The sequence below is a fragment of the Ahrensia marina genome (assembly GCF_001293565.1).
Taxonomy (GTDB): domain Bacteria; phylum Pseudomonadota; class Alphaproteobacteria; order Rhizobiales; family Rhizobiaceae; genus Ahrensia; species Ahrensia marina.
In genome coordinates, this window is the sequence record NZ_JXMU01000005.1 from 165,774 (window position 1) to 186,289 (window position 20,516).

General features: G+C 49.9%; 18 protein-coding genes. 7 read left to right on the top strand and 11 right to left on the bottom strand.

Annotated features, from left to right (window positions below; translation table 11 throughout):
- Positions 1–30 precede the first annotated feature (30 nt).
- The 3 genes from holA to leuS are packed head-to-tail and all read right to left on the bottom strand — an operon-like array spanning position 31 to position 4,208.
- The gene (holA, locus tag SU32_RS05135) at positions 31–1,068 is read right to left on the bottom strand and encodes a DNA polymerase III subunit delta (protein ID WP_053998274.1); all 1,038 of its coding nucleotides are present in this window, start codon (positions 1,066–1,068) and stop codon (positions 31–33) included.
- Between the two features lie 2 nt (positions 1,069–1,070).
- A complete protein-coding gene (locus tag SU32_RS05140; RefSeq protein WP_053998275.1) occupies positions 1,071–1,583 on the bottom strand; it encodes an LPS assembly lipoprotein LptE in 513 nt (170 codons plus the stop codon).
- Between the two features lie 21 nt (positions 1,584–1,604).
- The gene (gene leuS / locus SU32_RS05145) at positions 1,605–4,208 is read right to left on the bottom strand and encodes a leucine--tRNA ligase (RefSeq protein ID WP_053998276.1); all 2,604 of its coding nucleotides are present in this window, start codon (positions 4,206–4,208) and stop codon (positions 1,605–1,607) included.
- A 204-nt stretch (positions 4,209–4,412) separates the two neighbouring features.
- Here leuS and SU32_RS05150 point away from each other — a divergent pair, with 204 nt between their 5' ends.
- Both SU32_RS05150 and SU32_RS05155 read left to right on the top strand, forming a co-directional pair.
- A complete protein-coding gene (locus SU32_RS05150) occupies positions 4,413–5,099 on the top strand; it encodes a YggS family pyridoxal phosphate-dependent enzyme (protein ID WP_053998277.1) in 687 nt (228 codons plus the stop codon).
- 113 nt (positions 5,100–5,212) lie between these two features.
- Complete coding sequence (locus tag SU32_RS05155) at positions 5,213–6,058, top strand: lytic murein transglycosylase (RefSeq protein ID WP_211097682.1); 846 nt, start codon at positions 5,213–5,215, stop codon at positions 6,056–6,058.
- Between the two features lie 119 nt (positions 6,059–6,177).
- On the opposite strand, the gene rpmF is transcribed toward SU32_RS05155, so the two are convergent.
- Together rpmF and SU32_RS05165 are read right to left on the bottom strand one after the other, a co-directional pair.
- On the bottom strand, positions 6,178–6,360 hold the full coding sequence (gene rpmF, locus SU32_RS05160) for a 50S ribosomal protein L32 (protein ID WP_053998278.1): 183 nt from the start codon (positions 6,358–6,360) through the stop codon (positions 6,178–6,180).
- 142 nt (positions 6,361–6,502) lie between these two features.
- Positions 6,503–7,225, bottom strand: coding sequence for a transglycosylase domain-containing protein (locus SU32_RS05165; RefSeq protein WP_245625492.1), 723 nt, complete (start codon positions 7,223–7,225; stop codon positions 6,503–6,505).
- A 231-nt stretch (positions 7,226–7,456) separates the two neighbouring features.
- On the opposite strand from SU32_RS05165, the gene SU32_RS05170 reads away from it, so the two are divergent.
- A complete protein-coding gene (locus tag SU32_RS05170) occupies positions 7,457–8,317 on the top strand; it encodes a polyprenyl synthetase family protein (protein WP_053998319.1) in 861 nt (286 codons plus the stop codon).
- Here the strand turns inward: SU32_RS05170 and SU32_RS05175 are convergent.
- From SU32_RS05175 to SU32_RS05185, 3 genes are read right to left on the bottom strand one after another with little or no spacing between them, the layout of a single operon-like run.
- Positions 8,314–9,183 carry a lytic transglycosylase domain-containing protein gene (locus SU32_RS05175; protein WP_053998279.1) on the bottom strand — a complete coding sequence of 290 codons (870 nt, stop codon included), beginning with the start codon at positions 9,181–9,183 and terminating at the stop codon, positions 8,314–8,316. The two genes, SU32_RS05170 and SU32_RS05175, sit on opposite strands and share 4 nt — an antisense overlap.
- Positions 9,173–10,441, bottom strand: a complete 1,269-nt coding sequence (gene ispG, locus SU32_RS05180; protein ID WP_053998280.1) for a flavodoxin-dependent (E)-4-hydroxy-3-methylbut-2-enyl-diphosphate synthase — start codon at positions 10,439–10,441, stop codon at positions 9,173–9,175. The genes SU32_RS05175 and ispG overlap by 11 nt, the downstream gene beginning before the upstream one ends.
- Before the next feature lie 30 nt (positions 10,442–10,471).
- Complete coding sequence (locus SU32_RS05185) at positions 10,472–10,837, bottom strand: arsenate reductase family protein (protein ID WP_160316292.1); 366 nt, start codon at positions 10,835–10,837, stop codon at positions 10,472–10,474.
- Between the two features lie 124 nt (positions 10,838–10,961).
- On the opposite strand from SU32_RS05185, the gene SU32_RS05190 reads away from it, so the two are divergent.
- Together SU32_RS05190 and SU32_RS05195 are read left to right on the top strand one after the other, a co-directional pair.
- Positions 10,962–11,750: a 3-hydroxybutyrate dehydrogenase gene (locus SU32_RS05190; RefSeq protein ID WP_053998320.1), complete on the top strand. Its 789-nt coding sequence runs from the start codon at positions 10,962–10,964 to the stop codon at positions 11,748–11,750.
- A complete protein-coding gene (locus SU32_RS05195) occupies positions 11,735–12,856 on the top strand; it encodes a patatin-like phospholipase family protein (RefSeq protein ID WP_053998282.1) in 1,122 nt (373 codons plus the stop codon). Before SU32_RS05190 ends, SU32_RS05195 begins: the two co-directional genes overlap by 16 nt.
- Here the strand turns inward: SU32_RS05195 and SU32_RS05200 are convergent.
- Positions 12,853–13,470, bottom strand: a complete 618-nt coding sequence (locus tag SU32_RS05200) for a TetR/AcrR family transcriptional regulator (protein ID WP_053998283.1) — start codon at positions 13,468–13,470, stop codon at positions 12,853–12,855. The genes SU32_RS05195 and SU32_RS05200 overlap by 4 nt on opposite strands.
- A gap of 211 nt (positions 13,471–13,681) precedes the next feature.
- Here SU32_RS05200 and SU32_RS05205 point away from each other — a divergent pair, with 211 nt between their 5' ends.
- Positions 13,682–14,833, top strand: a complete 1,152-nt coding sequence (locus tag SU32_RS05205; protein ID WP_053998284.1) for an efflux RND transporter periplasmic adaptor subunit — start codon at positions 13,682–13,684, stop codon at positions 14,831–14,833.
- Positions 14,833–18,078, top strand: coding sequence for an efflux RND transporter permease subunit (locus tag SU32_RS05210; RefSeq protein ID WP_053998285.1), 3,246 nt, complete (start codon positions 14,833–14,835; stop codon positions 18,076–18,078). The genes SU32_RS05205 and SU32_RS05210 overlap by 1 nt, the downstream gene beginning before the upstream one ends.
- Positions 18,079–18,140: 62 nt before the next feature.
- Here SU32_RS05210 and SU32_RS05215 read toward each other — a convergent pair whose 3' ends face one another.
- Positions 18,141–19,181: an aspartate-semialdehyde dehydrogenase gene (locus tag SU32_RS05215; RefSeq protein ID WP_053998286.1), complete on the bottom strand. Its 1,041-nt coding sequence runs from the start codon at positions 19,179–19,181 to the stop codon at positions 18,141–18,143.
- Positions 19,182–19,403: 222 nt separating this feature from the next.
- Positions 19,404–20,510, bottom strand: coding sequence for a 3-isopropylmalate dehydrogenase (gene leuB, locus SU32_RS05220; RefSeq protein WP_053998287.1), 1,107 nt, complete (start codon positions 20,508–20,510; stop codon positions 19,404–19,406).
- Positions 20,511–20,516 lie beyond the last annotated feature (6 nt).

Consider the following 20,516-nt stretch of genomic DNA (forward strand, 5'->3'; position numbering starts at 1 on the left):
GCTAAAATCTTATTAGTCAATGCATTGCGATTAACGCCGGCGTGCAGATTGCACGGTTAATCCCAATAAAGCGATATGCGCGATATTGATGTCGATCTGACTGTTCTTGCGCGATTCCAATAATGCGGTTTGCAGACGGTCGTGGGCTGCACGAATCGCCTTGCTTGTCCATTTGTTCAGTGCCGCTTCCGTGGCTGCTTTGCGAGCAAAAAATACTGGCGGCCTTGCGCTGGCAACAACAACACTTGCACTTTTGCCGCTTGCATCCATTTCGCTGCGCATCTTATCCAGCATCTGAAACTGCCGCATCATGGCTGCGAACAGTTGAAAATTAGAACCTCCGGATGAAGAAAACTTCGTCAGTGCCAAATCAAACTGCTTTAAATTACCGGTAAGCACCGCATCAGTGACCGCGTCAAAACTGATCGCCGATGCGTCACCCAAAACGGCCTGAATATCTTCAAGATGGATTTCAGATTTTCCATAAGCATAAAGGCAAAGCTTATCGAGCTCAGCGCGCGAAGCCATACGGTCTGCACCGAGCTGCGATAACAGAAACTGCCTCGCATCCAGGCCGATTGTTAAATTGTTAGCCTGTAAAACCTCATCGACGAGCGAAGCGATATTTCTACTGCTGTCACTGTAACAGGGGATTGCCTGTCCGGATTTTCCCCGTTCAACGAGATCGCGGATCTTGCTGCCTTTTTTAAGATCGCCGGCCTCCAAGAGGCAAAGACAGGATTGCGGCGGATCGTTGAGCAACCGTTCCAATTGTTTCACGAGTGACGGATCATTGGTAACGCCGCGCAACCAGATTAATCTAGAGCCACCAAACATGGAAATCGTATAGGCTTCATTCATAAGCCTATCCGGATCGGCGCTCAGCGAGTCCATATCCAGTCTGATTGTCGAAAACGGATCATCAAGATCGACACCTGATTTTTGTGCCAAAAGTTTACTGCGCTCGGCAACCAATCCGCGGTCGGGTCCATAAACAAGATGAACAGTTTTACTTAAATCCGGCTTTTGTAGATAGCGATCAACCTCACCAGCTTTTAGCTGTGCCATTGTTAATTGCCCGTCGGAATTTTAGTAAGAAGAATGGCACGGAATGTTTCTGCTAGCTCGTCGGCAGCACGGTTCTGTGCATCAATCTCTGCGCGCGCGTTTGCAAATTGCTGGGTGCTTCTATCAAAAAGAGCAATGGCTGAACGCCTATAGGTGCCGATAATTTCCCCGTTACTTGAAGAAAGGCTCAGTACACCGCGCAAAGTTACGCGGGATGCCGAATTATCGGAATCATCGTTCGTGTTGCGCGTTTTCAAAATCCCGGATGTGGAAGAGGAAACGGTGAGCTGTGCAATATAGTCCGGTGCGGCAGGCTGGCGCTCGCCGCCGTTTAACAAGAACAATAAACGGTTACGAACCTGTTGCTCGACACGGGTGTCGACACTTTGGATAGAAACACTTTTGGTCAAGCCGGTATTCAGACCGGCGCTCGAATGCAACGGCCTGACCGTGCAACCGGAAGCCAGAATCAATAATGTTGCTGTAAGGCCTAAAATGACGCGGCGGCTATGCATAAATGTGTCCTCAGCTCGGGCTTATATGACGATGTTAACAATTCGATTCGGAACCACAATAACTTTCTTCGGCGCATTGCCGCCCAGTTGGCTTTGTACGAAATCCAAACCAAGCACGAGTTGTTCGATTTCATCTTTAGAGGCGGTTTTTGCAACTGTAACTTCGCCGCGCTTTTTACCGTTCATTTGAACAGGAAGCATTATTTCATCATCAACAACAAGAGACGGCTCAAATTCCGGCCATATCAAATCAGCTATCAGGGTTTCGTTTCCAAGTTTGGCCCAAATTTCCTCTGCCAAATGCGGCATCATTGGCGCGATCATGGCCAGATAAATCTGCACAGCATCTTTGACAGCGGCTACTAGCTCGGGCTCTGCATTGCCTTTTGCTATTTCTGTTAGCGGATTGGCCAACTGGTTGGTCAACTCATAGAGTCTGGCAACCGCTTTGTTGAAAGCCAGTTTTTCAATATCGCTGCCAACCGCTTCAAGCGTTTTATGCGCTGCTTTGGATATGGCTAGCGCCGACCCGCTCGTGCCGATACTTGCATCAGCCTGTTTCAAAGCATCGGCAGCATCAACAATCAAACGCCATACGCGTTGTAACAGGCGATGCGCACCTTCCACGCCGGACTCAGTCCAGATAACATCACGCTCGGGCGGCGAATCCGACAACATGAACCAGCGGGCTGTGTCAGCGCCATAGGACGCAATAATATCGTCGGGATCGACAACGTTTTTCTTGGACTTCGACATTTTTTCTATCGAGCCAATTTCAACTTGTTTGCCGGATTCCAAATGAACAGCCCGGCGCACGCCGTCATTGTCCTCGATACGAATTTCCGCCGGTGTCACCCACCCCTTATCGTCCTTATAGGTTTCATGAACAACCATGCCCTGAGTGAAAAGCCCTTTGAAGGGCTCATCAATGTTCAGATGGCCAACCTTCTTCATGGCACGTGTGAAAAAGCGCGAGTAAAGCAGATGCAAAATAGCGTGCTCAATACCGCCAATATATTGATCGACCGGTAGCCATTTATCAGCAATCTCAGGTATTGTCGGGCTTTCTGCATCCGGCGCGGTAAAGCGTGCGAAATACCATGATGAGTCGACAAATGTATCCATCGTATCGGTTTCACGTCTTGCGGGTTTGCCGCATGAAGGGCAATTCACATCCAGAAAACCCTGATGTCTGGCAAGCGGGTTTCCAGGCGTATCAAAATCAATGTCGTCTGGAAGCTTAACCGGCAAATCTTCTTTTGGAACTGGCACAGTACCGCAATCATCACAATGTATGATGGGGATAGGGCAGCCCCAATAACGCTGGCGTGATATGCCCCAGTCGCGCAAGCGGAATTGTACGCGGCCTTCACCGATACCTTTTTCCTCGGCCCATTTGATTGTTTCCTTGATGGCCTCTTCACCGGTTGCAATACCAAGTCCGGCAGGTTGCTCAACCCACCGCACTTTCTCGCTCTTCATTGGTGTTAAAGCTTCATTGGCAACGGGCGTGTCATCATCGATCGCAAAGAAACTGTTTTTGACGTCAAGATCGTATTTACGCGCAAAATCCAAATCGCGTTGGTCATGAGCAGGACAGCCGAAAACGGCGCCTGTGCCATAATCAGTCACAATAAAGTTTGCGACCCAAACCGGTAGTGTTTCGCCTTCATAGAGCGGATGTTTAACCGTGAGGCCTGTATCAAAGCCGCGCTTTTCTGCCTTTTCCAAGGCTTCTTCTGACGTACCGGCCCGGCGGACGTCGACATTGAATTCAGCAAGATCAGGGTTGCTTTTTGCCAATTGCTTGGCAATTTCATGTTCGGGTGCAATCGCAATAAAACTCGCACCGGCCAATGTGTCGGGCCGTGTGGTGTAAACTTCAATTTGTTCAATATTATCGAGTGCCTCAGTCAAATCAAAGCGCAGTTGCAGGCCATGCGATTTGCCAATCCAGTTGCGCTGCATCGTGCGCACTTTTTCCGGCCATTGATCAAGCTCATCAAGCGCGCTTAATAGCTCTTCGCTATAATCTGTAATCTTGAACACCCATTGTGCCAACTCGCGTTGCTCGACCAATGCGCCGGAGCGCCAGCCGCGCCCGTCAATGACCTGTTCATTGGCAAGGACGGTGTTGTCGACCGGATCCCAGTTTACTTTTGAGGTTTTACGGCCAATAAGGCCCTCTTTAAGAAAATCCTGAAACAAAATTTGCTGGCGATGGTAGTAATCGACATCACATGTTGCAAATTCCCGTGACCAATCCAATGACAGGCCCATTGTTTTAAGCTGGCCGCGCATGGTCGCAATGTTTTCATAAGTCCATTCTTTCGGATGAACCTTGTTTTGCATCGCCGCGTTTTCTGCAGGCATGCCAAAAGCATCCCAACCCATCGGGTGCAGAACATTGAAACCCTTGGCGCGTTTATAGCGTGCGACAACATCGCCCATTGTGTAGTTACGCACATGGCCCATGTGAATGCGTCCTGACGGGTAGGGAAACATTTCAAGCACATAATATGTTTCGCCGTCGGGATTGTCGGCCGCCTCAAAGAGCTTGGCGTCATCCCATGCCTTTTGCCATTTTGCTTCAGCTTTACGGGGATTATATCTTTCGGTCGCCATTGTTCTCGTCTCTTTGCACAAATGCTGACATTTGCCGTGAATGAAAAGGTTTTTGCTCTCTTGCCGTCAAATCGTATAAGGGTCAACAGGTGTGTCGATGCTAGAGCAGTTTCGCAATTTTTTAATGGCGGTAACACTCTAGGTTTATTTGCGCGTTAGCTTGGGCGAAGTGCTGTCTGCTTTGTCTGAAAACGCTCTAAGTGAATGGGAAAACCAGAAGTGACGAAGGCGAATACAGTTTCAAGATATAAAGATGTCTGCGCGCAAATTGATGCGGCTGCCAAGTCTGCAGGGCGGCAAAGTGATGCAGTGCAATTGGTGGCTGTATCAAAAACTTATTTTGAAGATGATATCGAGCCGGTCATTGAAACGGGGCACCGGATTTTTGGTGAGAACCGTATTCAGGAAAGCCAGAAAAAATGGCCCGCGCTTAAAGAAAAATACAGCGATATTGAACTTCATTTGATTGGACCGCTGCAAAGCAACAAGGCTGGCGAGGCGGTTGCTCTGTTTGATGTGATTGAAACCGTTGACCGCGAGAAGATTGCCAATGCTTTAGCAGGCGAGATGCGCAAGCAAGACCGGCAGCTGGATGTTTATATTCAGGTCAATACGGGCATGGAAGAACAGAAAGCCGGCATAGCACCGCAGCAAACAGGTCCGTTTGTTTCTTTTTGCCGTGATGATTTGCAACTCAATGTTGTCGGCTTGATGTGCATTCCGCCTGCCGACGAGAATCCGGGCCCGCATTTTGCATTATTGCGAAAGCTCGCGCGGGAGAATAAGCTTGATAAACTGTCAATGGGAATGTCCGGCGATTTTGAAACAGGCATTGAATTTGGCGCAACATTAGTGCGCGTCGGGTCGGCAATATTCGGATCGAGGGCATAAAGTCCGAGTTTGTGGTTCTTAAAGTTAGCTGACAATTAACTATAATTGCGGCATATGGAACCGGAATTAGTAATGTTTGCGCGTGATCGCAATTGCAAAATTTGGAGATTTGAATGTCTATGAAAAAGGTTCGCGCATTTGCGTGCACGATGGCAACAACGGCAATGCTTGCAGCACCTATTGCCGCAGTTACACCTATTGTTTTGACAACGCCGGCTATGGCTGCGAAATGCGGCAATAACGCTTCGGGTTTCAACAGCTGGAAACAGGCTTTTGCAGAAGAAGCTGCGGCCAAAGGAATTAAAAATCGCGGGCTTCAGGCGCTTGCTGGCGCACAATATGCGACCAAGACAATCGCGGCGGACCGCAACCAGAAGTCATTCAAATATTCTTTGAAAAAGTTCATGCAGGTACGCGGTGCCAGCACAATCGTAGCGCAAGGCAAAAAGAAGAAAAATGCTGATGCGAGGTTCTTTGCTAATATAGAAGCAAGATATGGTGTTCCGGCCGGACCGCTTCTCGCTATTCACGGTATGGAAACAGGGTTTGGCCGTTTTACCGGCAATACAAATATGATTTCTGCTGCTGCGACCCTGGCTTACGATTGCCGCCGCTCGGAATTTTTCACAGGACATTTGCTTGCGGCGCTGAAATTGGTGGATCGCGGCGTAATCAGTGCCAGTACCCGTGGTGCGGCCCATGCTGAACTGGGTCATACACAATTTCTAGCAGGCAATGTTCTTAAATATGGCGTTGATGGTGACGGTAACGGCCGTCTTGATCTGAACAATAAATATGATGCCTTGGCATCGACAGCGAATTTCCTGCGTGCCCATGGCTGGCGCAAGGGCGGCGGCTATCAGAAAGGTGAGCGCAATTTCCGCGCGATCCAAGGCTGGAACGCTGCCGGTGTTTATCAGCAAGCTATTGCAATCATGGCAAAACAGATCGACGGTTAATCACCGTACTGATTGAGGCTGGCTCCTATGGGCCAGCTTTCAACATTCTTTATGAGAACGACAAAAACCCGCCGCAGTGATGCTGGCGGGTTTTTTAATGTGTGTACTTAAGTTTTAACTTAAGATTCTTTAGCTTCCAGAACCTGGCGGCCACGGTACATACCGGTTTTCAGGTCGATATGGTGTGGGCGGCGAAGTTCGCCTGAAGACTTGTCTTCAACATATGTCGGGTTTTTAAGCGCGTCTGTTGAACGGCGCATACCACGCTTAGAGCGTGAGATCTTGCTCTTAGGAACAGCCATTTTATACTCCAAAGTCGATGCGCAGTAACGTCGCCGGTGATTGGGCCGGGCCGTAAAAACCGTTCCGCGCTAGAATTGATTGGCGCGCTATACACCCTGCAAGCCTGTTTGAGAAGCCATCCACCGAAATTTTATGCAGATTCTATTCAAGGCACTTAATATAGGCCCCGGAATTTTGCGCCCGTTTGATATTTACAGAGGCTAAACGCCGCAGACCCTGTGTAGGATTGCTGGGTTCGCGCATAATCGGGTTGGGCAGGGTGACTGCCATATAGGCTGCTTGTTTGCGCGATAAATCCGCAGCAGATACGCCGAAATGGCTTTGGCTACCTGCTTCGATGCCAAACACGCCATTTTCATCCCATTCAGCAATATTGAGATAAATTTCCATGATACGCTTTTTGGGCAAAACAAGATCAATCCAAAGCGCCAATGGAATTTCCAGAACTTTACGTAAATAGGAACGCCCGCCCCATAAAAAGAGATTTTTGGCGGTCTGCATGGTGATGGTTGAGGCACCGCGGGTTTTTTCACCGTCAATTGCATCGGAAATGACGAGGTTTAATGCGTTCCAGTCAATGCCGTTATGTGCACAAAACTGGCCATCTTCCGAGACCAGAACCGCTTGATAGGCAACCGGAGCCATATCGCTTAAGTCAATCCAGCGCCGGTCAACAGGTTGAAAGGCAAGGTGGCGTGAAAGCATCAATGTAGATGTCGGATGAACGGCCTCCCAGCGATAGAGCACCGTTAAAGCAAAAGGAAGCAATATAATTGCCAGGATTGCCAGCACTGTCCATTTGAACAGGCCGGCTACCCGCTGACGCAATGTTGGCCGCAGAATTTTCGGCTTTTGTGTTCGCACGGTCTTCTTACCTGATTTTCTTTTGGGTTTACTGGCCAAAATACTGCGATGTTCCTCTGGGTGCTGGCTCTGTTTTGCGCGGATAATGGTTGAACTTTTCTCAATCCATAGGCAATTGAATAATCACATATAAAATGACCGATCAAGCAGACGGCTAAACAGTGAGGCAAGTTTGTGGCTCAATTCAACCAAACGCAATTTGTAGAGATACTTAAATCGCGCGCCAAACAAATGGACGACTTTCTGGCTACCTATCTAAATGCCGATGCTAAAAATGGCGAAATAGACCGGCCTGAAAAACTTGTAAACGCGATGCGTCATGGTGTTCTTAACGGCGGTAAGCGTATCCGGCCTTTTTTTGTCATTGAAATTGCAAAGATGCTCGGCGCCGATGAAGAGCTGGCTCTATTTCCGGCTGCCGGACTTGAATGTCTGCATTCATATTCTCTGGTTCATGATGATTTGCCAGCTATGGATGATGATGATTTAAGACGTGGCCAACCCACGGTCCATATTGCCTATGATGAAGCGACGGCAATTTTGGCAGGCGATGCTTTGTTGACCTTGGCGTTTGATCTTACCGCACATGAAGAAAGCGGCCTTTCTGCGCAGGTTCAAATCGAGCTGGTGCGCGCACTCGCGCGAGATTCCGGCGTGGGCGGTATGGTTGGCGGCCAGCAGCTTGATCTTGATAATGAGAACAAGGAGGCGGCTGAAGAATTAATTAGCCGGATTCACGCGATGAAAACCGGCGCACTCATTCGTTATTCCTGTGAAGCCGGCGCCATAATTGCCGGTAGCAATCATAAAGAGCGACAAAATATTCGCCGATATGGCGAGCTGGTCGGGCTTGCCTTTCAGTTGGCGGATGATTTGCTTGATGTGACATCAGATGCTGCTGCGATGGGCAAAGCAACGCGAAAAGATGCTGAAGCCGGAAAGAGCACGCTGATAGCGATTCACGGTGTCGAATGGGCGCGTGAGCGTTTGAACCAATATGTCGGGGAAGCCGAGGCCCTTTTAGCGCAATATGGGCGAAAGGCCGATATTATTCGGGCGGCGACACATTTTGTTGCCAAACGGCAGTCCTAGTTTTTCTTTACAATACAGGGTGTTCCATTGCTGCGCAGACGGCCGCAAACCGCATTGGCTTTCTGGCGTGATGGCGCCCCCAGCCGAACTGTATAAATGCCGCGCTGTCCCATCGGCGATCTTGTCCGGCTGATCGACAGGGGCATACCCATCAAAATATTGCCGTTTCGCGCCTTAATACGACTCCAGCTGCGTTCGGCTATTTCACGTTTGAAATTGCCGGCGACTTGTATCGCCCACGGCATGGTAAATTTAGCGGCAAGCAAGCCCGCACCGGTTTCAATTATAGGCAAGCGCAGACAGGCTTTATAAAACCCAATCTTTTCTTCAAGCGGCCGGTTTTTTATCTGGCGGCGCCGGTCAAAGAAAATGTCTGCAGGCTCGCCGGTGATATCCAGCACATAATTTTCAGTTTCTATCGGCAAATTGCCGCCTCGCGAAAGCCATTTGGCAACGCGTGTTTCGCCTGAATTATAAGCTGCCGCCGCCAAGCCGAGATTGCCGAATTGTACACGTAATTTCGCAAGATACAGAGCGGAGGCCGGAATTGCTTTTTCCGGATCAAAAGGATCATCCAGATTACGCAGCTTGGCCGTTTCAGGCATAAATTGCGCAATTCCCTGCGCACCGACCGGCGAAATTGCATTTGCGTCAAACCGGCTTTCTTTCCAGATCAATCTGGCGAAGAAAGCCTGCGGCAGTCCGTTGACTGATGCTTCACGGGCAATCAACTGACAAATGCGTTCGACGGAAATGTCTTCCCCGCTGTCCTTTGAAAGTGTTTGCCCAAGAGTAGAACTCATTAGGGCAGGCGTCATTGTCAGCCATGCGGCAACCGCGAGAAATGCCGCCTGCTTAAGCGGCACCGCGTTTATCGCCTTCTTTGCCGAAACGGGCTTCGATATAATCGGCCACCATCGCTTCGAAGTCACCGGCAATATTGTCGCCGCGCAATGTCGCTGTCTTTTTGCCGTCCACAAAAACAGGTGCTGCAGGGCTTTCACCAGTTCCAGGCAGAGAAATGCCGATATCGGCATGTTTGGATTCGCCCGGACCATTGACGATACAGCCCATGACCGCGACTTTAAGCGCTTCAACACCGGGGTATTTTGTGCGCCAGACGGGCATGTTCTTGCGTAAATCGCCTTCGATTTTTTTAGCCAGTTCCTGAAAACCGGTGGATGTTGTGCGTCCACATCCCGGGCACGCCGCAACAACCGGTATGAATTGGCGAAAGCCCATTGTTTGCAGCAGTTCCTGTGCAACCTGAACTTCGCGGGTGCGGTCACCGCCCGGTTCCGGTGTCAATGATATGCGGATTGTGTCGCCAATGCCCTGCTGCAACAAAATGCCGAGCGCTGCCGATGAGGCAACGATACCTTTCGAGCCCATACCCGCTTCGGTCAAACCCAAATGAAGGGCGTGGTTTGATCGTTTCGCAAGGTCCGTATAAACGGCAATCAGGTCCTGCACCTGACTTACCTTCGCCGATAAAATGATGCGTTCGCGCGGCATACCAACCTGTTCTGCCAGTTCGGCAGAAATCAGCGCAGACTGGACGATGGCTTCACGCATCACTTGCTGTGCGGTCATGGGAAACCCGTCCTCTTGGTTCTTGTCCATAAGACGTGTCAGTAGTTCCTGATCAAGGGATCCCCAATTAACGCCGATACGCACCGGTTTTTCATAACGGTTGGCAATTTCGATAATGTCAGTGAACTGCTTGTCGCGTTTTTCGCGAAAGCCAACATTGCCCGGATTAATGCGATATTTTGCCAGCGCTTCCGCGCAGGCCGGATGGTCTGAAAGCAACTTGTGGCCAATATAATGAAAATCACCGACTAAAGGAATATTAAGCCCGAGGCGTTCAAGCCGTTCGCGTATTTTTGGTACAGCGGCGGCGGCCTCATCTTTGTCGACCGTAATGCGCACAATTTCCGAGCCGGCTTTGTGCAGTGCCGCGACCTGCGCCACTGTCGCATCAATATCGGCGGTATCCGTGTTGGTCATGGATTGGACCACAACATCACCGCCGCCGCCGACTTTCACACCGCCGACATTAACGCCGACTGTTTCGTGGCGGTCAAAGGGCGCACTGATGTAATTCGGACTGTTTCGGGTCATGCGTTTATCTCGTCTATGACAAATAATCGGTCAATTCTTGCTTTCGCCAAATGCCTGCTGCCATGCGGCCTCGTCAAAGCCTGTCAGCGCAGTCTTGCCGTCTGTTCCCACGGGACGTTTGATAAAGCGCGGCTCGTTCGCCATTGCGTTTATCATGCTGTCCTCGTTTTGTGTAATGGCATCGCGCTCTGCTTCATCCAGCTTTTTAAAAGTTTGCGCCTTATGATTAAACACAGTGTCTATGCCTGCCAATGATACCCATTGGCGTAGAGATTCTTCCAAATCATCCACTTTGGTAAAGTGCTTGTATTCCAGCGGTATGTTCTCCGCCTCAGCCCAGTTGACGGCCTTTTTCACTGTCGAGCAGCCTGCATATCCATAAATGTGCAATGTCATGTTTTGCCTCTCTGGAACATTTTTGCCTGTCTTATCATTGAACACAGAATTGTCACCTGACATGTGACATAATTACGCTTATGTTGCGGCGCAATAACACAGTGCATATTAAGAGGAAACTATGATGACCGATGTAAAAACTGCAATTGTCACAGGATCCAATTCCGGCATCGGTCTTGGCATCGCCCGCTCGCTGGCGATGGAAGGGCATAATGTCGTGCTTAATTCCTACACGGATAATAAAGACGATCACGCCCTTGCGGAATCAATTTCAAAGGCGGCAGGCAATAAGACCATTTATATTTCAGCGGACCTGTCCAAAGGCGATCAGTCACGTTCGCTGGTTGAAAAAGCTGCCGAAGAGTTTGGTACAGTTGATATTCTAATCAATAATGCCGGCATCCAGCATGTCGCGCCGATCGAAGATTTTCCTGCCGATAAATGGGATGCGATTATTGCCATCAATCTTTCATCGGCCTTTCATACAACTGCTGCTGCCCTGCCGATGATGAAAAAATCAGGCTGGGGCCGGATCATCAATATTGCATCGGCACATGGTCTGACCGCGTCACCTTTTAAATCTGCTTACATCGCGGCAAAACACGGCATTGTCGGGCTGTCAAAAACCACAGCGCTTGAAATGGCTGAAGCCAAAATGAACGCGACATGTAATGCGATTTGTCCCGGTTACGTGTTAACACCGTTGGTGGAGGGCCAGATTGAAGACCAGATGAAAGCGCATAAAATGAGCCGTGAAGAGGTGCTGGACAAAGTCATGTTGACGCGTCAGCCAACGCGGGAATTTGCGACCGTTGACCAGCTTGGCGGTACGGCGGTGTTTTTATGTTCTGACAATGCGTCTCAAATTACCGGCACAACAATCTCCATTGACGGAGGATGGACGGCGCTTTGAGTAAGAGCGTTAAAACCAAAACAATCAATCTTGCACTTCAGGGCGGCGGGTCTCACGGCGCGTTTACCTGGGGTGTTCTTGATGCACTGCTTGAAGACGGCCGCTTGGAATTTGATGGTGTTTCGGGCACCAGCGCTGGCGCAATGAACGCGGTTGCAATGGCAGCAGGCATGGCACAGGGCGGGCGTGATGGCGCGCGCCAAAAATTGCGGGAATTTTGGATAGCTGTCGGCGAAAAGGGCCGCTTTTCGCCCATTCGCCGCAATCCGCTTGATGTGTTTTTCGGCAAATATAGCTTCCAGTATTCGCCTTCATACTGGGCGGCTGATCTGTTTAGCCGCGTCTTTTCGCCCTATGATACCAACCCGCTTGATATTAATCCGCTGCGCGATGTCGTTGAAAGTGTCATTGATTTTGATGATGTTTCAAACTGCAAAAGCTTTAAAACCTTTGTGTCGGCAACCAATGTGTGGACCGGTAAGGTTCGTGTTTTTTCCGGTGATGATCTAACAGCAGATGCTGTGATGGCATCGGCGTGCCTGCCCACAATGTACAAAGCTGTTGAAATTGAAGGCGTGCCTTACTGGGATGGCGGGTTTGGCGGTAATCCGGCCTTATATCCGTTCTTTTATTCCACCGACACAGAAGACACATTGCTTGTTCAGATCAATCCGGTTGAGCGGCGCCACACGCCTAAATCAGCGCAGGAAATTCAGGATCGCATGAATGAAATCACCTTCAATGCCGGATTGCTGCGCGAATTCAGAGCCATTGAATTTGTCCGGCGTCTAAAGCGTGAAGGACGTTTGGACGGAACAACTTATTCGTCTATCCGGATGCACCGTGTTTGTGCGGACGAAGCTTTGGCCGATCTGTCGGCTGCAACCAAACTCAATGCTGAATGGCGGTTTTTAGAGAATTTGCATGATTTGGGTTATGCTGCGGGACAGGATTTTCTGGACGAGCATTTTGATGCGATCGGTGAAAGACCGACTTTGGACCTGTCGGAAGAATTAGAGCAGCGCGTGTTCCCCATAGATAAGAAGAAGACGGTTGGGCGCAGGCTCAGTGAGAGGCTACACAAGATTAAGCCGAAACTGGACTAGCTTTGTTTTCCCGCTTGCGTGTCTGAACTTATTGCTTGGGCGACAAAATCAATAAGTGTTTCGACATAATGATCGATAGGCTGGCCGCATAAATAGGTATTACGCATACCTTCCATGCTGTGCATTATAATTTGGGCTATCGATTGCGGGCTAATGGGCGGCGTGGAAAATCGCTCTAGATCTGCATCTCCGCGTTTGACCGCGCTTTCAATACCGTTGGTGATGATCGTCACCATCCTTGCTTTCCATTCGACCTCAATATCTTGGGCAAGCTCCTGATTAACGCCGGTTAGCTCAACGCCGTGCGGCGTTTCATCAACAAAACGGTGTATCTGGAGAATGGAGTTATCAATGCAGGCAAATAGCTGATTTCGTAGGCTGGTATTTGTCCTAAATGCGTTTTCGGCTGAAATTGCTGCGTTCTCCATCATCTGAAGGCTGATAGCCCGAAAAATGTCGGATTTGTTCTTGAAAACCTGATAAAGCGCGGGGCGCGACATTTTCGCTTCACGCGCGATGTCGTCCATCGAGGTTTTTTTAAACCCGTAATTGAGGAACACGGTCAGCGCTGATTTGAGAATCAGGCCGCGCTTATTGTCGCAGAAATCTAGCATTATATTGACACTATGACATTTTTTGGTATTTTGTCAATCTTGATACTACTGACATTGCTGTAAAAGTTGTGAAATCAGTATCTTAGAAGAAAAACGGTTCCCGTTTGAAACATTAGGTTAACTCAAGTGTTTGGCGAAGTATTGCTAAGACATGAAAACTAGGGTTTAGGAACACGTCTAGTTATATACGTAGAAAGTTACGGAAAAGACGATGAAACTTCATCAATTTGCGGCAATGGTTGTATTGCTGTTGGCCGCCGCTTGGGTGCTGACAGGAGATTTTTCTTTTGTGGGTAGCGCTTCTACTGAAGACGACAAGCCGAATACTGTCGTCGAGCGGCAGGAAGCAGCGGCGAAAACCGAAGAACGCGCGTTGCAAGCTGTTGGCGTGGCGCAGGTTCCTTCCATCGAACATGCGCGCTCAGTCCGCATATCAGGTATTACACAAGCTGATAAATCTACGGAAGTTTCGGCTCGCACATCGGCTGCCATTGACGAGCTGAAAGTGTCGCAAGGCGATGTCGTTAAAAAAGACCAGGTAATTTTGACACTGGCCTCTGAAGGTCGTCAGGAAGCGCTGGCAAGCGCCGAGCAAAGTCTTGAACAGGCAAAAATCGATGCAGATGCCAAGCGCACTCTTGTTGAGCGCGGTACATTGCCTAAAATCCAATTGGATCAGGCAATGTCGGCATTGCGCTCAGCGGAAAGCGCTTTGGAAAAAGCCAAAGTGGAAATGAGCCTGCTTGAAATCAAAGCGCCGTTTGGCGGCGTGATTGATGATTTGAAAGTGGAAGCAGGTACATCCGTTCAACCCGGAACACCGGTTGCTACGATTGTTGCTTTGGATCCGATCATCGGTGTGGGTGAAGTCAATGAAAGTGATTTGCCGATTGTAAAAGTTGGCAATGACGCGTCATTGCGATTGGTAACAGGTGAAATTGTTTCCGGTAAAATCCGCTACATCAGCCGTGTGGCTCAAGACACAACACGCACCTACACAGTTGAAATTGAAGCGCCCAACCCCGAAATGAGCATTCCGGCAGGAATGACGTCAGAAGTTATTCTGCGGGGCGAGGCGGTTTCTGCCAAGCCTGTTCCGCGGTCTGTTGTCACTCTCAATGATACGGGCGAACTTGGTGTGCGCGCGGTTGATGAGGAAGACAGTGTTGTTTTCTATCCGATAGATATTGTCGATGACTCCACAGGCGGACTCATCCTTGGCGGTATACCGGATAAAGCGCGCATCATTGTTCAAGGGCAAAACCTTGTTTCGGAAGGGCAAAAAGTTCAGGCGGTTGAAGCTGACCCGGAACAAATTGATAGGTTGATCGAAGAGGCGCGAAGCCAGATTGAGAGTCAGTAATGGGTTTTCTTGAAATAGCAGTAAAGAATGCGCGCCTGACGATCATGGCGCTTTTGTTCTTTCTGGTTGCCGGAGCGCTTTCATATATCAGTATTCCCAAAGAAGCCGAGCCTGACGTACAGATACCGGTTATCTATGTCGGTCTAAGCTTGCAGGGCGTGTCGCCGGAAGATGCCGAACGTCTGCTGATCCGCCCGCTGGAAACACAACTTAAAAATATCAAAGGCATCGATAAGATGTCTGCGTCTGCCTATCAGGGCGGCGGTAATGTGGTGATTGAGTTTGATCCGAGTGCTGATCTGTCAACAGCCCTTGATGATGTGCGCACGAAAACAGATCAGGCCAAACGCGATTTCCCAACCGGAACGGATGAGCCGACTGTTTCCGAGGTTAATATTTCGGAGTTTCCGGTTCTCGTTGTGACACTTTCCGGCGATGTTCCGGAACGGGTTTTGACACGCAGCGCCAAAGCGCTTCAGGAGCGTATTGAAGAAGCGGAAGGTGTTCTGGAAGCGAATTTGCAAGGGTCGCGTGATGAACTTGTTGAAGTGATCATGGACCCGATCAAGCTGAGTTCCTACAATCTCCAGCTTGATAATCTGATCGCTGGTGTACAGGGAAACAATCAGCTGGTTGCCGCCGGAACACTGGAAGGTGATCAGGGTAAATATGCGGTCAAGGTTCCTGCTCTCATCGAGACGGTTGAAGATATTGCCAATCTGCCTATCGCAGTTAATGGCAATGCTGTCGTGCGCGCCCGTGATCTGGCGACAATCCGCTCGACTTTTGAAGATGCGGAAACAATTGCCCGTCTTAACGGTAAACCGGCAATTGCGATTGAGGTTTCCAAACGGGCAGGTGCCAACCTTATCGAAACAGTTGATCTTGTGAAGGCGACTTCGGAGGCGTTTAAAGCAGAACTGCCAACCGGTATCGATGTGTCATTCAGTCAGGACAAATCGACCGATATCCGCACAATGCTGGAAGATTTGCAGAATTCGGTTTTGACAGCGGTGATACTGGTTTTCATCGTTATTCTTTTCTATCTCGGTTTCCGGTCTTCACTGCTAATCGGTCTGGCAATTCCAACATCGTTCCTTATGGGAATCATGTTCCTGTCAATGGCAGGCCTGACGGTTAACATTGTTGTTCTGTTCAGTCTGATTTTGGCCGTTGGCATGCTTGTCGATGATGCTATCATTGTGACCGAATATGCTGAAAGGCGTATGGCTGAAGGCATGCCGGCAGCACCGGCATTTGCTGAAGGTGCGCGCCGCATGTTCGGCCCGGTTGTCATCTCAACGCTTACACGTATTGCAGCCTTCTCACCGCTTCTGTTCTGGCCCGGGATTGTCGGCGAGTTTATGAGCTATATGCCGATCACGCTGATCGCGACGCTATCCGCATCAACAATCTATGCATTGTTGTTTGCGCCAACGCTAGGATCTATCTTTGGCAAGGCACGTGTCGAGCCTAAAAAGCCTGATGGCATATACATGGCCGTCATCAAGAAGACAGTACGGTATCCTATTGCTGTATTGCTGATCGTTGTTGCGTTGATGGTTGGTATTGTTACAAGCTTTACGCAAAACAATAATGGTGTGGAATTCTTCCCGAATGTCGAACCTCAATACGGGCTGCTATACGTTAAAGCACAAGGCAATCTGTCGCTTGAGGAAAAAGACGATGCGGTTCGCGTTGCCGAGCAGCGTTTGTTGAACTGGCCCGGTATCGACACTGTTTATACACGTGTCGGCAAGTCAGGCGGCGGCGCATCCTTTGGCGGCGGTGGCGGCGGCGAAGATACAATTGGCACGATTCAATATGAGTTTGTTGATTGGCGCGAACGCAAGCCGGCCTCTGAAATTCTGGCCGATTTGCGCAGTGCGCTTTCCGGTTTTGCAGGCGTTGAAATCGAAATTTCTGTTCCGGATGCAGGCCCACCGCAAGGTAAGCCGATCCAGGTTCAGCTTTCCGCTGATGATCCGACCGGCATGGATGAAGTTGCGCGACAAGTCGGCGAATATCTTGAGACTATTCCTGAAGTGCGCGATCTCTCAACAGGCTTGCCGCCTTTGAGTGTTGACTGGGAGCTGAAGGTCGACCGCACGGAAGCTGCAAAATTTGGTGTCGGACCGAACTCAATTGGCACGGTGGTTCAGTTGGTGACAACAGGATTGGTGCTTTCTGATTACCGCCCTGCCGGCGCAGATGATGCGGTTGATATTCGTTTGCGTCTACCGGAAGATCGCCGCACACTTTCAATGCTTGACCAGCTCAGGATTCAAACACCTTCAGGTGCTGTACCGATATCGAACTTTGTAACACGCGAACCAGCCCGTTCGCTTGGTACATTGACCCGTATCGATGGTTCGCGCACACTCACAATTTCTGCGAACCTTGCAGAAGGTGCGCAGGATGCCGTGTTCCAGGCGCAGGTGGCCGAGCATATGAGAACGCTCGATCTTCCTGCCAATATTCAATGGGAAATGGTTGGTTCCGATCAGGAAAGCGCCGAAGCTTCTGCGTTTCTGGGCAAGGCATTTGGCGTTGCTATCTTCCTGATTTTTGCGCTGCTATTGGCACAGTTCAACCGCTTTACCTATGTTGCTCTGGTTCTGTCTGCTGTGGTGATGTCCACGGTTGGCGTGCTGCTGGGCTTGCTCATCATGGGTATGCCGTTCTCCATCATTATGACTGCGGTTGGCACGATCGCTCTGGCCGGCGTTGTGGTGAACAACAATATTGTTCTGATCGACACCTATTCTTATCTGCGTAGGCAGGGCATGGATAAAACAGAAGCCGTGCTGGAGACGTGCCGCGAACGTGTGCGTCCCGTAATGCTGACAGCGGTCACCGCGATTTTGGGCGTGTTGCCGATTGCCTTTGGCGCAAACCTGGCATTGCTCAGCCAAGAGGTGACTTATGGTGCTCCATCAACACAGTGGTGGATTTCTTTATCCAGCGCGATTGTTTTTGGACTGGCGTTCTCAACGCTTCTGACACTGGTGGTAACGCCAGCGGCATTGATGCTGTTTACACGCGACAATGCTTCGATAGAAGCGGGTAGTTTGCTTGGTAATTTCTGGCGACGTTTGCGCGGAAAAGTGAAGAAAACTGAACCATCAGGCAAATTGGCTGATGAACCGGTGGCGCAGGTTGATCCCAACCAACCGGAGATCGATGAAGAATATATCGACGAGACACCTTCCACTGTCACGCCGTACCCCAAAGCGGCAGAGTAAGTATCACAAAAAAGGCCGGCGCTGATGCGACCGGCCTTTTTCATAAATGGATTTTTTTAAGATCAAGCGGCGGCTTGTGCCTTCGGTGTGATCAATTTGCGGTTCACAAGAACCTCGGCAATCTGCACCGTATTCAGCGCCGCGCCTTTGCGTAAATTGTCTGAAACAACCCACATATTCAAACCGTTATCCAGAGTTGAGTCCTCGCGGATACGGCTGATATAGGTTGCATCTTCGCCCGCTGCCTCAATCGGCGTGACATAAGCATTTTCCGAAGGATTATCGACGACAAGGCAGCCTGGTGCTTCGCGCAGGATTTCACGCGCCTGATCGGCAGTGATCTCATTTTCAAATTCGATATTGACAGCTTCAGCGTGGCTGATGAAAACTGGCACGCGCACGGCTGTGCATGTCACCTTAATTTTCGGATCGAGCATTTTCTTGGTTTCGGCTGTTACCTTCCACTCTTCTTTGGTGGAGCCGTCTTCCATGAACACGTCGATATGCGGGATCACATTAAATGCGATGCGCTTTGTGAATTTTTTGCTCTCATCAAAAGTGTCGCCAACATAAACCGAGCGGGTCTGCGCAAACAACTCGTCCATCGCATCCTTACCGGCACCGGAGACGGATTGATATGTCGAGACGACAACACGTTTGATCTTTGCCGCATCGTGCAGCGGCTTGAGTGCAACCACGAGTTGGGCAGTCGAGCAGTTCGGGTTAGCAATGATGTTCTTTTTGGAAAAATCCACAATCGCATCAGGATTTACTTCCGGAACGATTAACGGCACATCGGAATCATAGCGGAAAGCTGAGGAGTTATCGATGACAACACAGCCCTGCTTGCCGATTTTCGGAGACCATTCTTTTGAAATGGATCCGCCTGCAGACATAAGGCAGATGTCCGTGTCTGAAAAATCGTAATTTTCCAGCGCCTGAACCTTTAGCGTTTTGTCACCGTAAGAGACCTCTTGGCCCAAAGAACGGCGTGATGCCAACGGAACAACTGTTGAAGCTGGAAAGCCACGCTCGTGAAGGATTTCCATCATTTCGCGTCCAACATTTCCAGTTGCACCGGCGATAGCGATTTTGAAGCTCATTGCTTTTTTCCTGTCTCTCCCCCGGTTGCGGTCAAAGCGTCACTCTTCCCGCCCACGGGGAGAGTGAGGGCGGAGTGAGTTAAACGGTCTTCGTTTTCGTAGGGATCGTTTTAAGCATGATGGCGTTCTTTTGATGCACTGTAACGCAAATGTCAATTGTCTGCGCTTTTCAAATGGTACTGACGCAGTGTCCCGCGTCAGTTTTTTGTATTTCTTGCGATATTAAGCAGCGCTGTAGGCTTCGCGGATAGCTTTGCCCATCTCGCTGGTTGTAATCTGTGTGCAGCCCTCACTCATAATGTCGCCGGTGCGGACACCGCTATCAAGAACGGTTGCAATTGCTTTTTCCAGGCGTTCGGATTCAGCAATCATGTTGAATGAATAACGCAGGCACATTGCAAATGACGCAAACATTGCGATCGGGTTGGCGATACCTTTACCAGCAATATCGGGTGCTGAACCATGAACCGGTTCGTAAAGTGCCTTACGGGCACCGGTTTTTTCATCCGGTGCGCCCAATGATGCCGACGGCAACATGCCCAGCGAACCGGTCAGCATGGCAGCAACATCGGAAAGCATGTCACCAAACAGGTTGTCGCATACGATAACATCAAACTGTTTCGGCCAGCGCACCAATTGCATACCGCCGGCATCAGCCAGCATGTGCGAAAGTTCGACATCATCATATTTTGCTTTGTGTGTCGCTGTAACGACTTCGTTCCAAAGCACGCCGGACTTCATGACATTGCGTTTTTCCATCGAGCACACTTTGTTGCCGCGCGCACGGGCCATTTCAAAGGCCACACCGGCAATTCGTTCAATTTCATAGGTTTCATAAACCTGCGTATCGACAGCGCGTTTCTGGCCGTTGCCAAGATCGGTAATTGTTTTGGGCTCGCCGAAATATACGCCGCCGGTCAATTCGCGGACGATGAGAATATCAAGACCTTCGACAACTTCCGGGCGCAGTGATGATGAGTTGGACAAGGCCGGATAACAAATTGCCGGGCGCAGATTTGCAAAAAGCGCCATGTCTTTGCGAAGGCGCAACAATCCGGCTTCGGGACGGGCTTCATAAGGCACGTCATCCCATTTAGGGCCGCCTACAGCGCCGAAAAGAACGGCATCGGCAGCCAGCGCTTTTTCCATATCGCTATCTGAAATCGCTTCGCCATGGGCGTCATAGGCCGAACCGCCAACCAGACCTTCATCGGTTTTAAAATTGGCACCTTCTTTGTCATTCATGTGCGAGATCAGCGTTTTGACCTCGGACATAATTTCAGGGCCAATACCATCACCAGGCAAAAGGAAAATCGAGCGTTCAGTCATCAAGCA

Coding starts and splice junctions, on each gene's coding strand:
- rpmF (WP_053998278.1), bottom strand. CDS start 6,360: ATGGCTGTTCCTAAGAGCAAGATCTCACGCTCTAAGCGTGGTATGCGC.
- SU32_RS05200 (WP_053998283.1), bottom strand. CDS start 13,470: ATGCTAGATTTCTGCGACAATAAGCGCGGCCTGATTCTCAAATCAGCG.
- leuB (WP_053998287.1), bottom strand. CDS start 20,510: ATGACTGAACGCTCGATTTTCCTTTTGCCTGGTGATGGTATTGGCCCT.
- SU32_RS05190 (WP_053998320.1), top strand. CDS start 10,962: ATGACCGATGTAAAAACTGCAATTGTCACAGGATCCAATTCCGGCATC.
- SU32_RS05185 (WP_160316292.1), bottom strand. CDS start 10,837: ATGACATTGCACATTTATGGATATGCAGGCTGCTCGACAGTGAAAAAG.
- ispG (WP_053998280.1), bottom strand. CDS start 10,441: ATGACCCGAAACAGTCCGAATTACATCAGTGCGCCCTTTGACCGCCAC.
- leuS (WP_053998276.1), bottom strand. CDS start 4,208: ATGGCGACCGAAAGATATAATCCCCGTAAAGCTGAAGCAAAATGGCAA.
- SU32_RS05150 (WP_053998277.1), top strand. CDS start 4,413: ATGGGAAAACCAGAAGTGACGAAGGCGAATACAGTTTCAAGATATAAA.
- SU32_RS05155 (WP_211097682.1), top strand. CDS start 5,213: ATGTCTATGAAAAAGGTTCGCGCATTTGCGTGCACGATGGCAACAACG.
- SU32_RS05195 (WP_053998282.1), top strand. CDS start 11,735: ATGGACGGCGCTTTGAGTAAGAGCGTTAAAACCAAAACAATCAATCTT.
- SU32_RS05215 (WP_053998286.1), bottom strand. CDS start 19,181: ATGAGCTTCAAAATCGCTATCGCCGGTGCAACTGGAAATGTTGGACGC.
- SU32_RS05140 (WP_053998275.1), bottom strand. CDS start 1,583: ATGCATAGCCGCCGCGTCATTTTAGGCCTTACAGCAACATTATTGATT.
- SU32_RS05170 (WP_053998319.1), top strand. CDS start 7,457: ATGGACGACTTTCTGGCTACCTATCTAAATGCCGATGCTAAAAATGGC.
- SU32_RS05205 (WP_053998284.1), top strand. CDS start 13,682: ATGAAACTTCATCAATTTGCGGCAATGGTTGTATTGCTGTTGGCCGCC.
- SU32_RS05210 (WP_053998285.1), top strand. CDS start 14,833: ATGGGTTTTCTTGAAATAGCAGTAAAGAATGCGCGCCTGACGATCATG.
- holA (WP_053998274.1), bottom strand. CDS start 1,068: ATGGCACAGCTAAAAGCTGGTGAGGTTGATCGCTATCTACAAAAGCCG.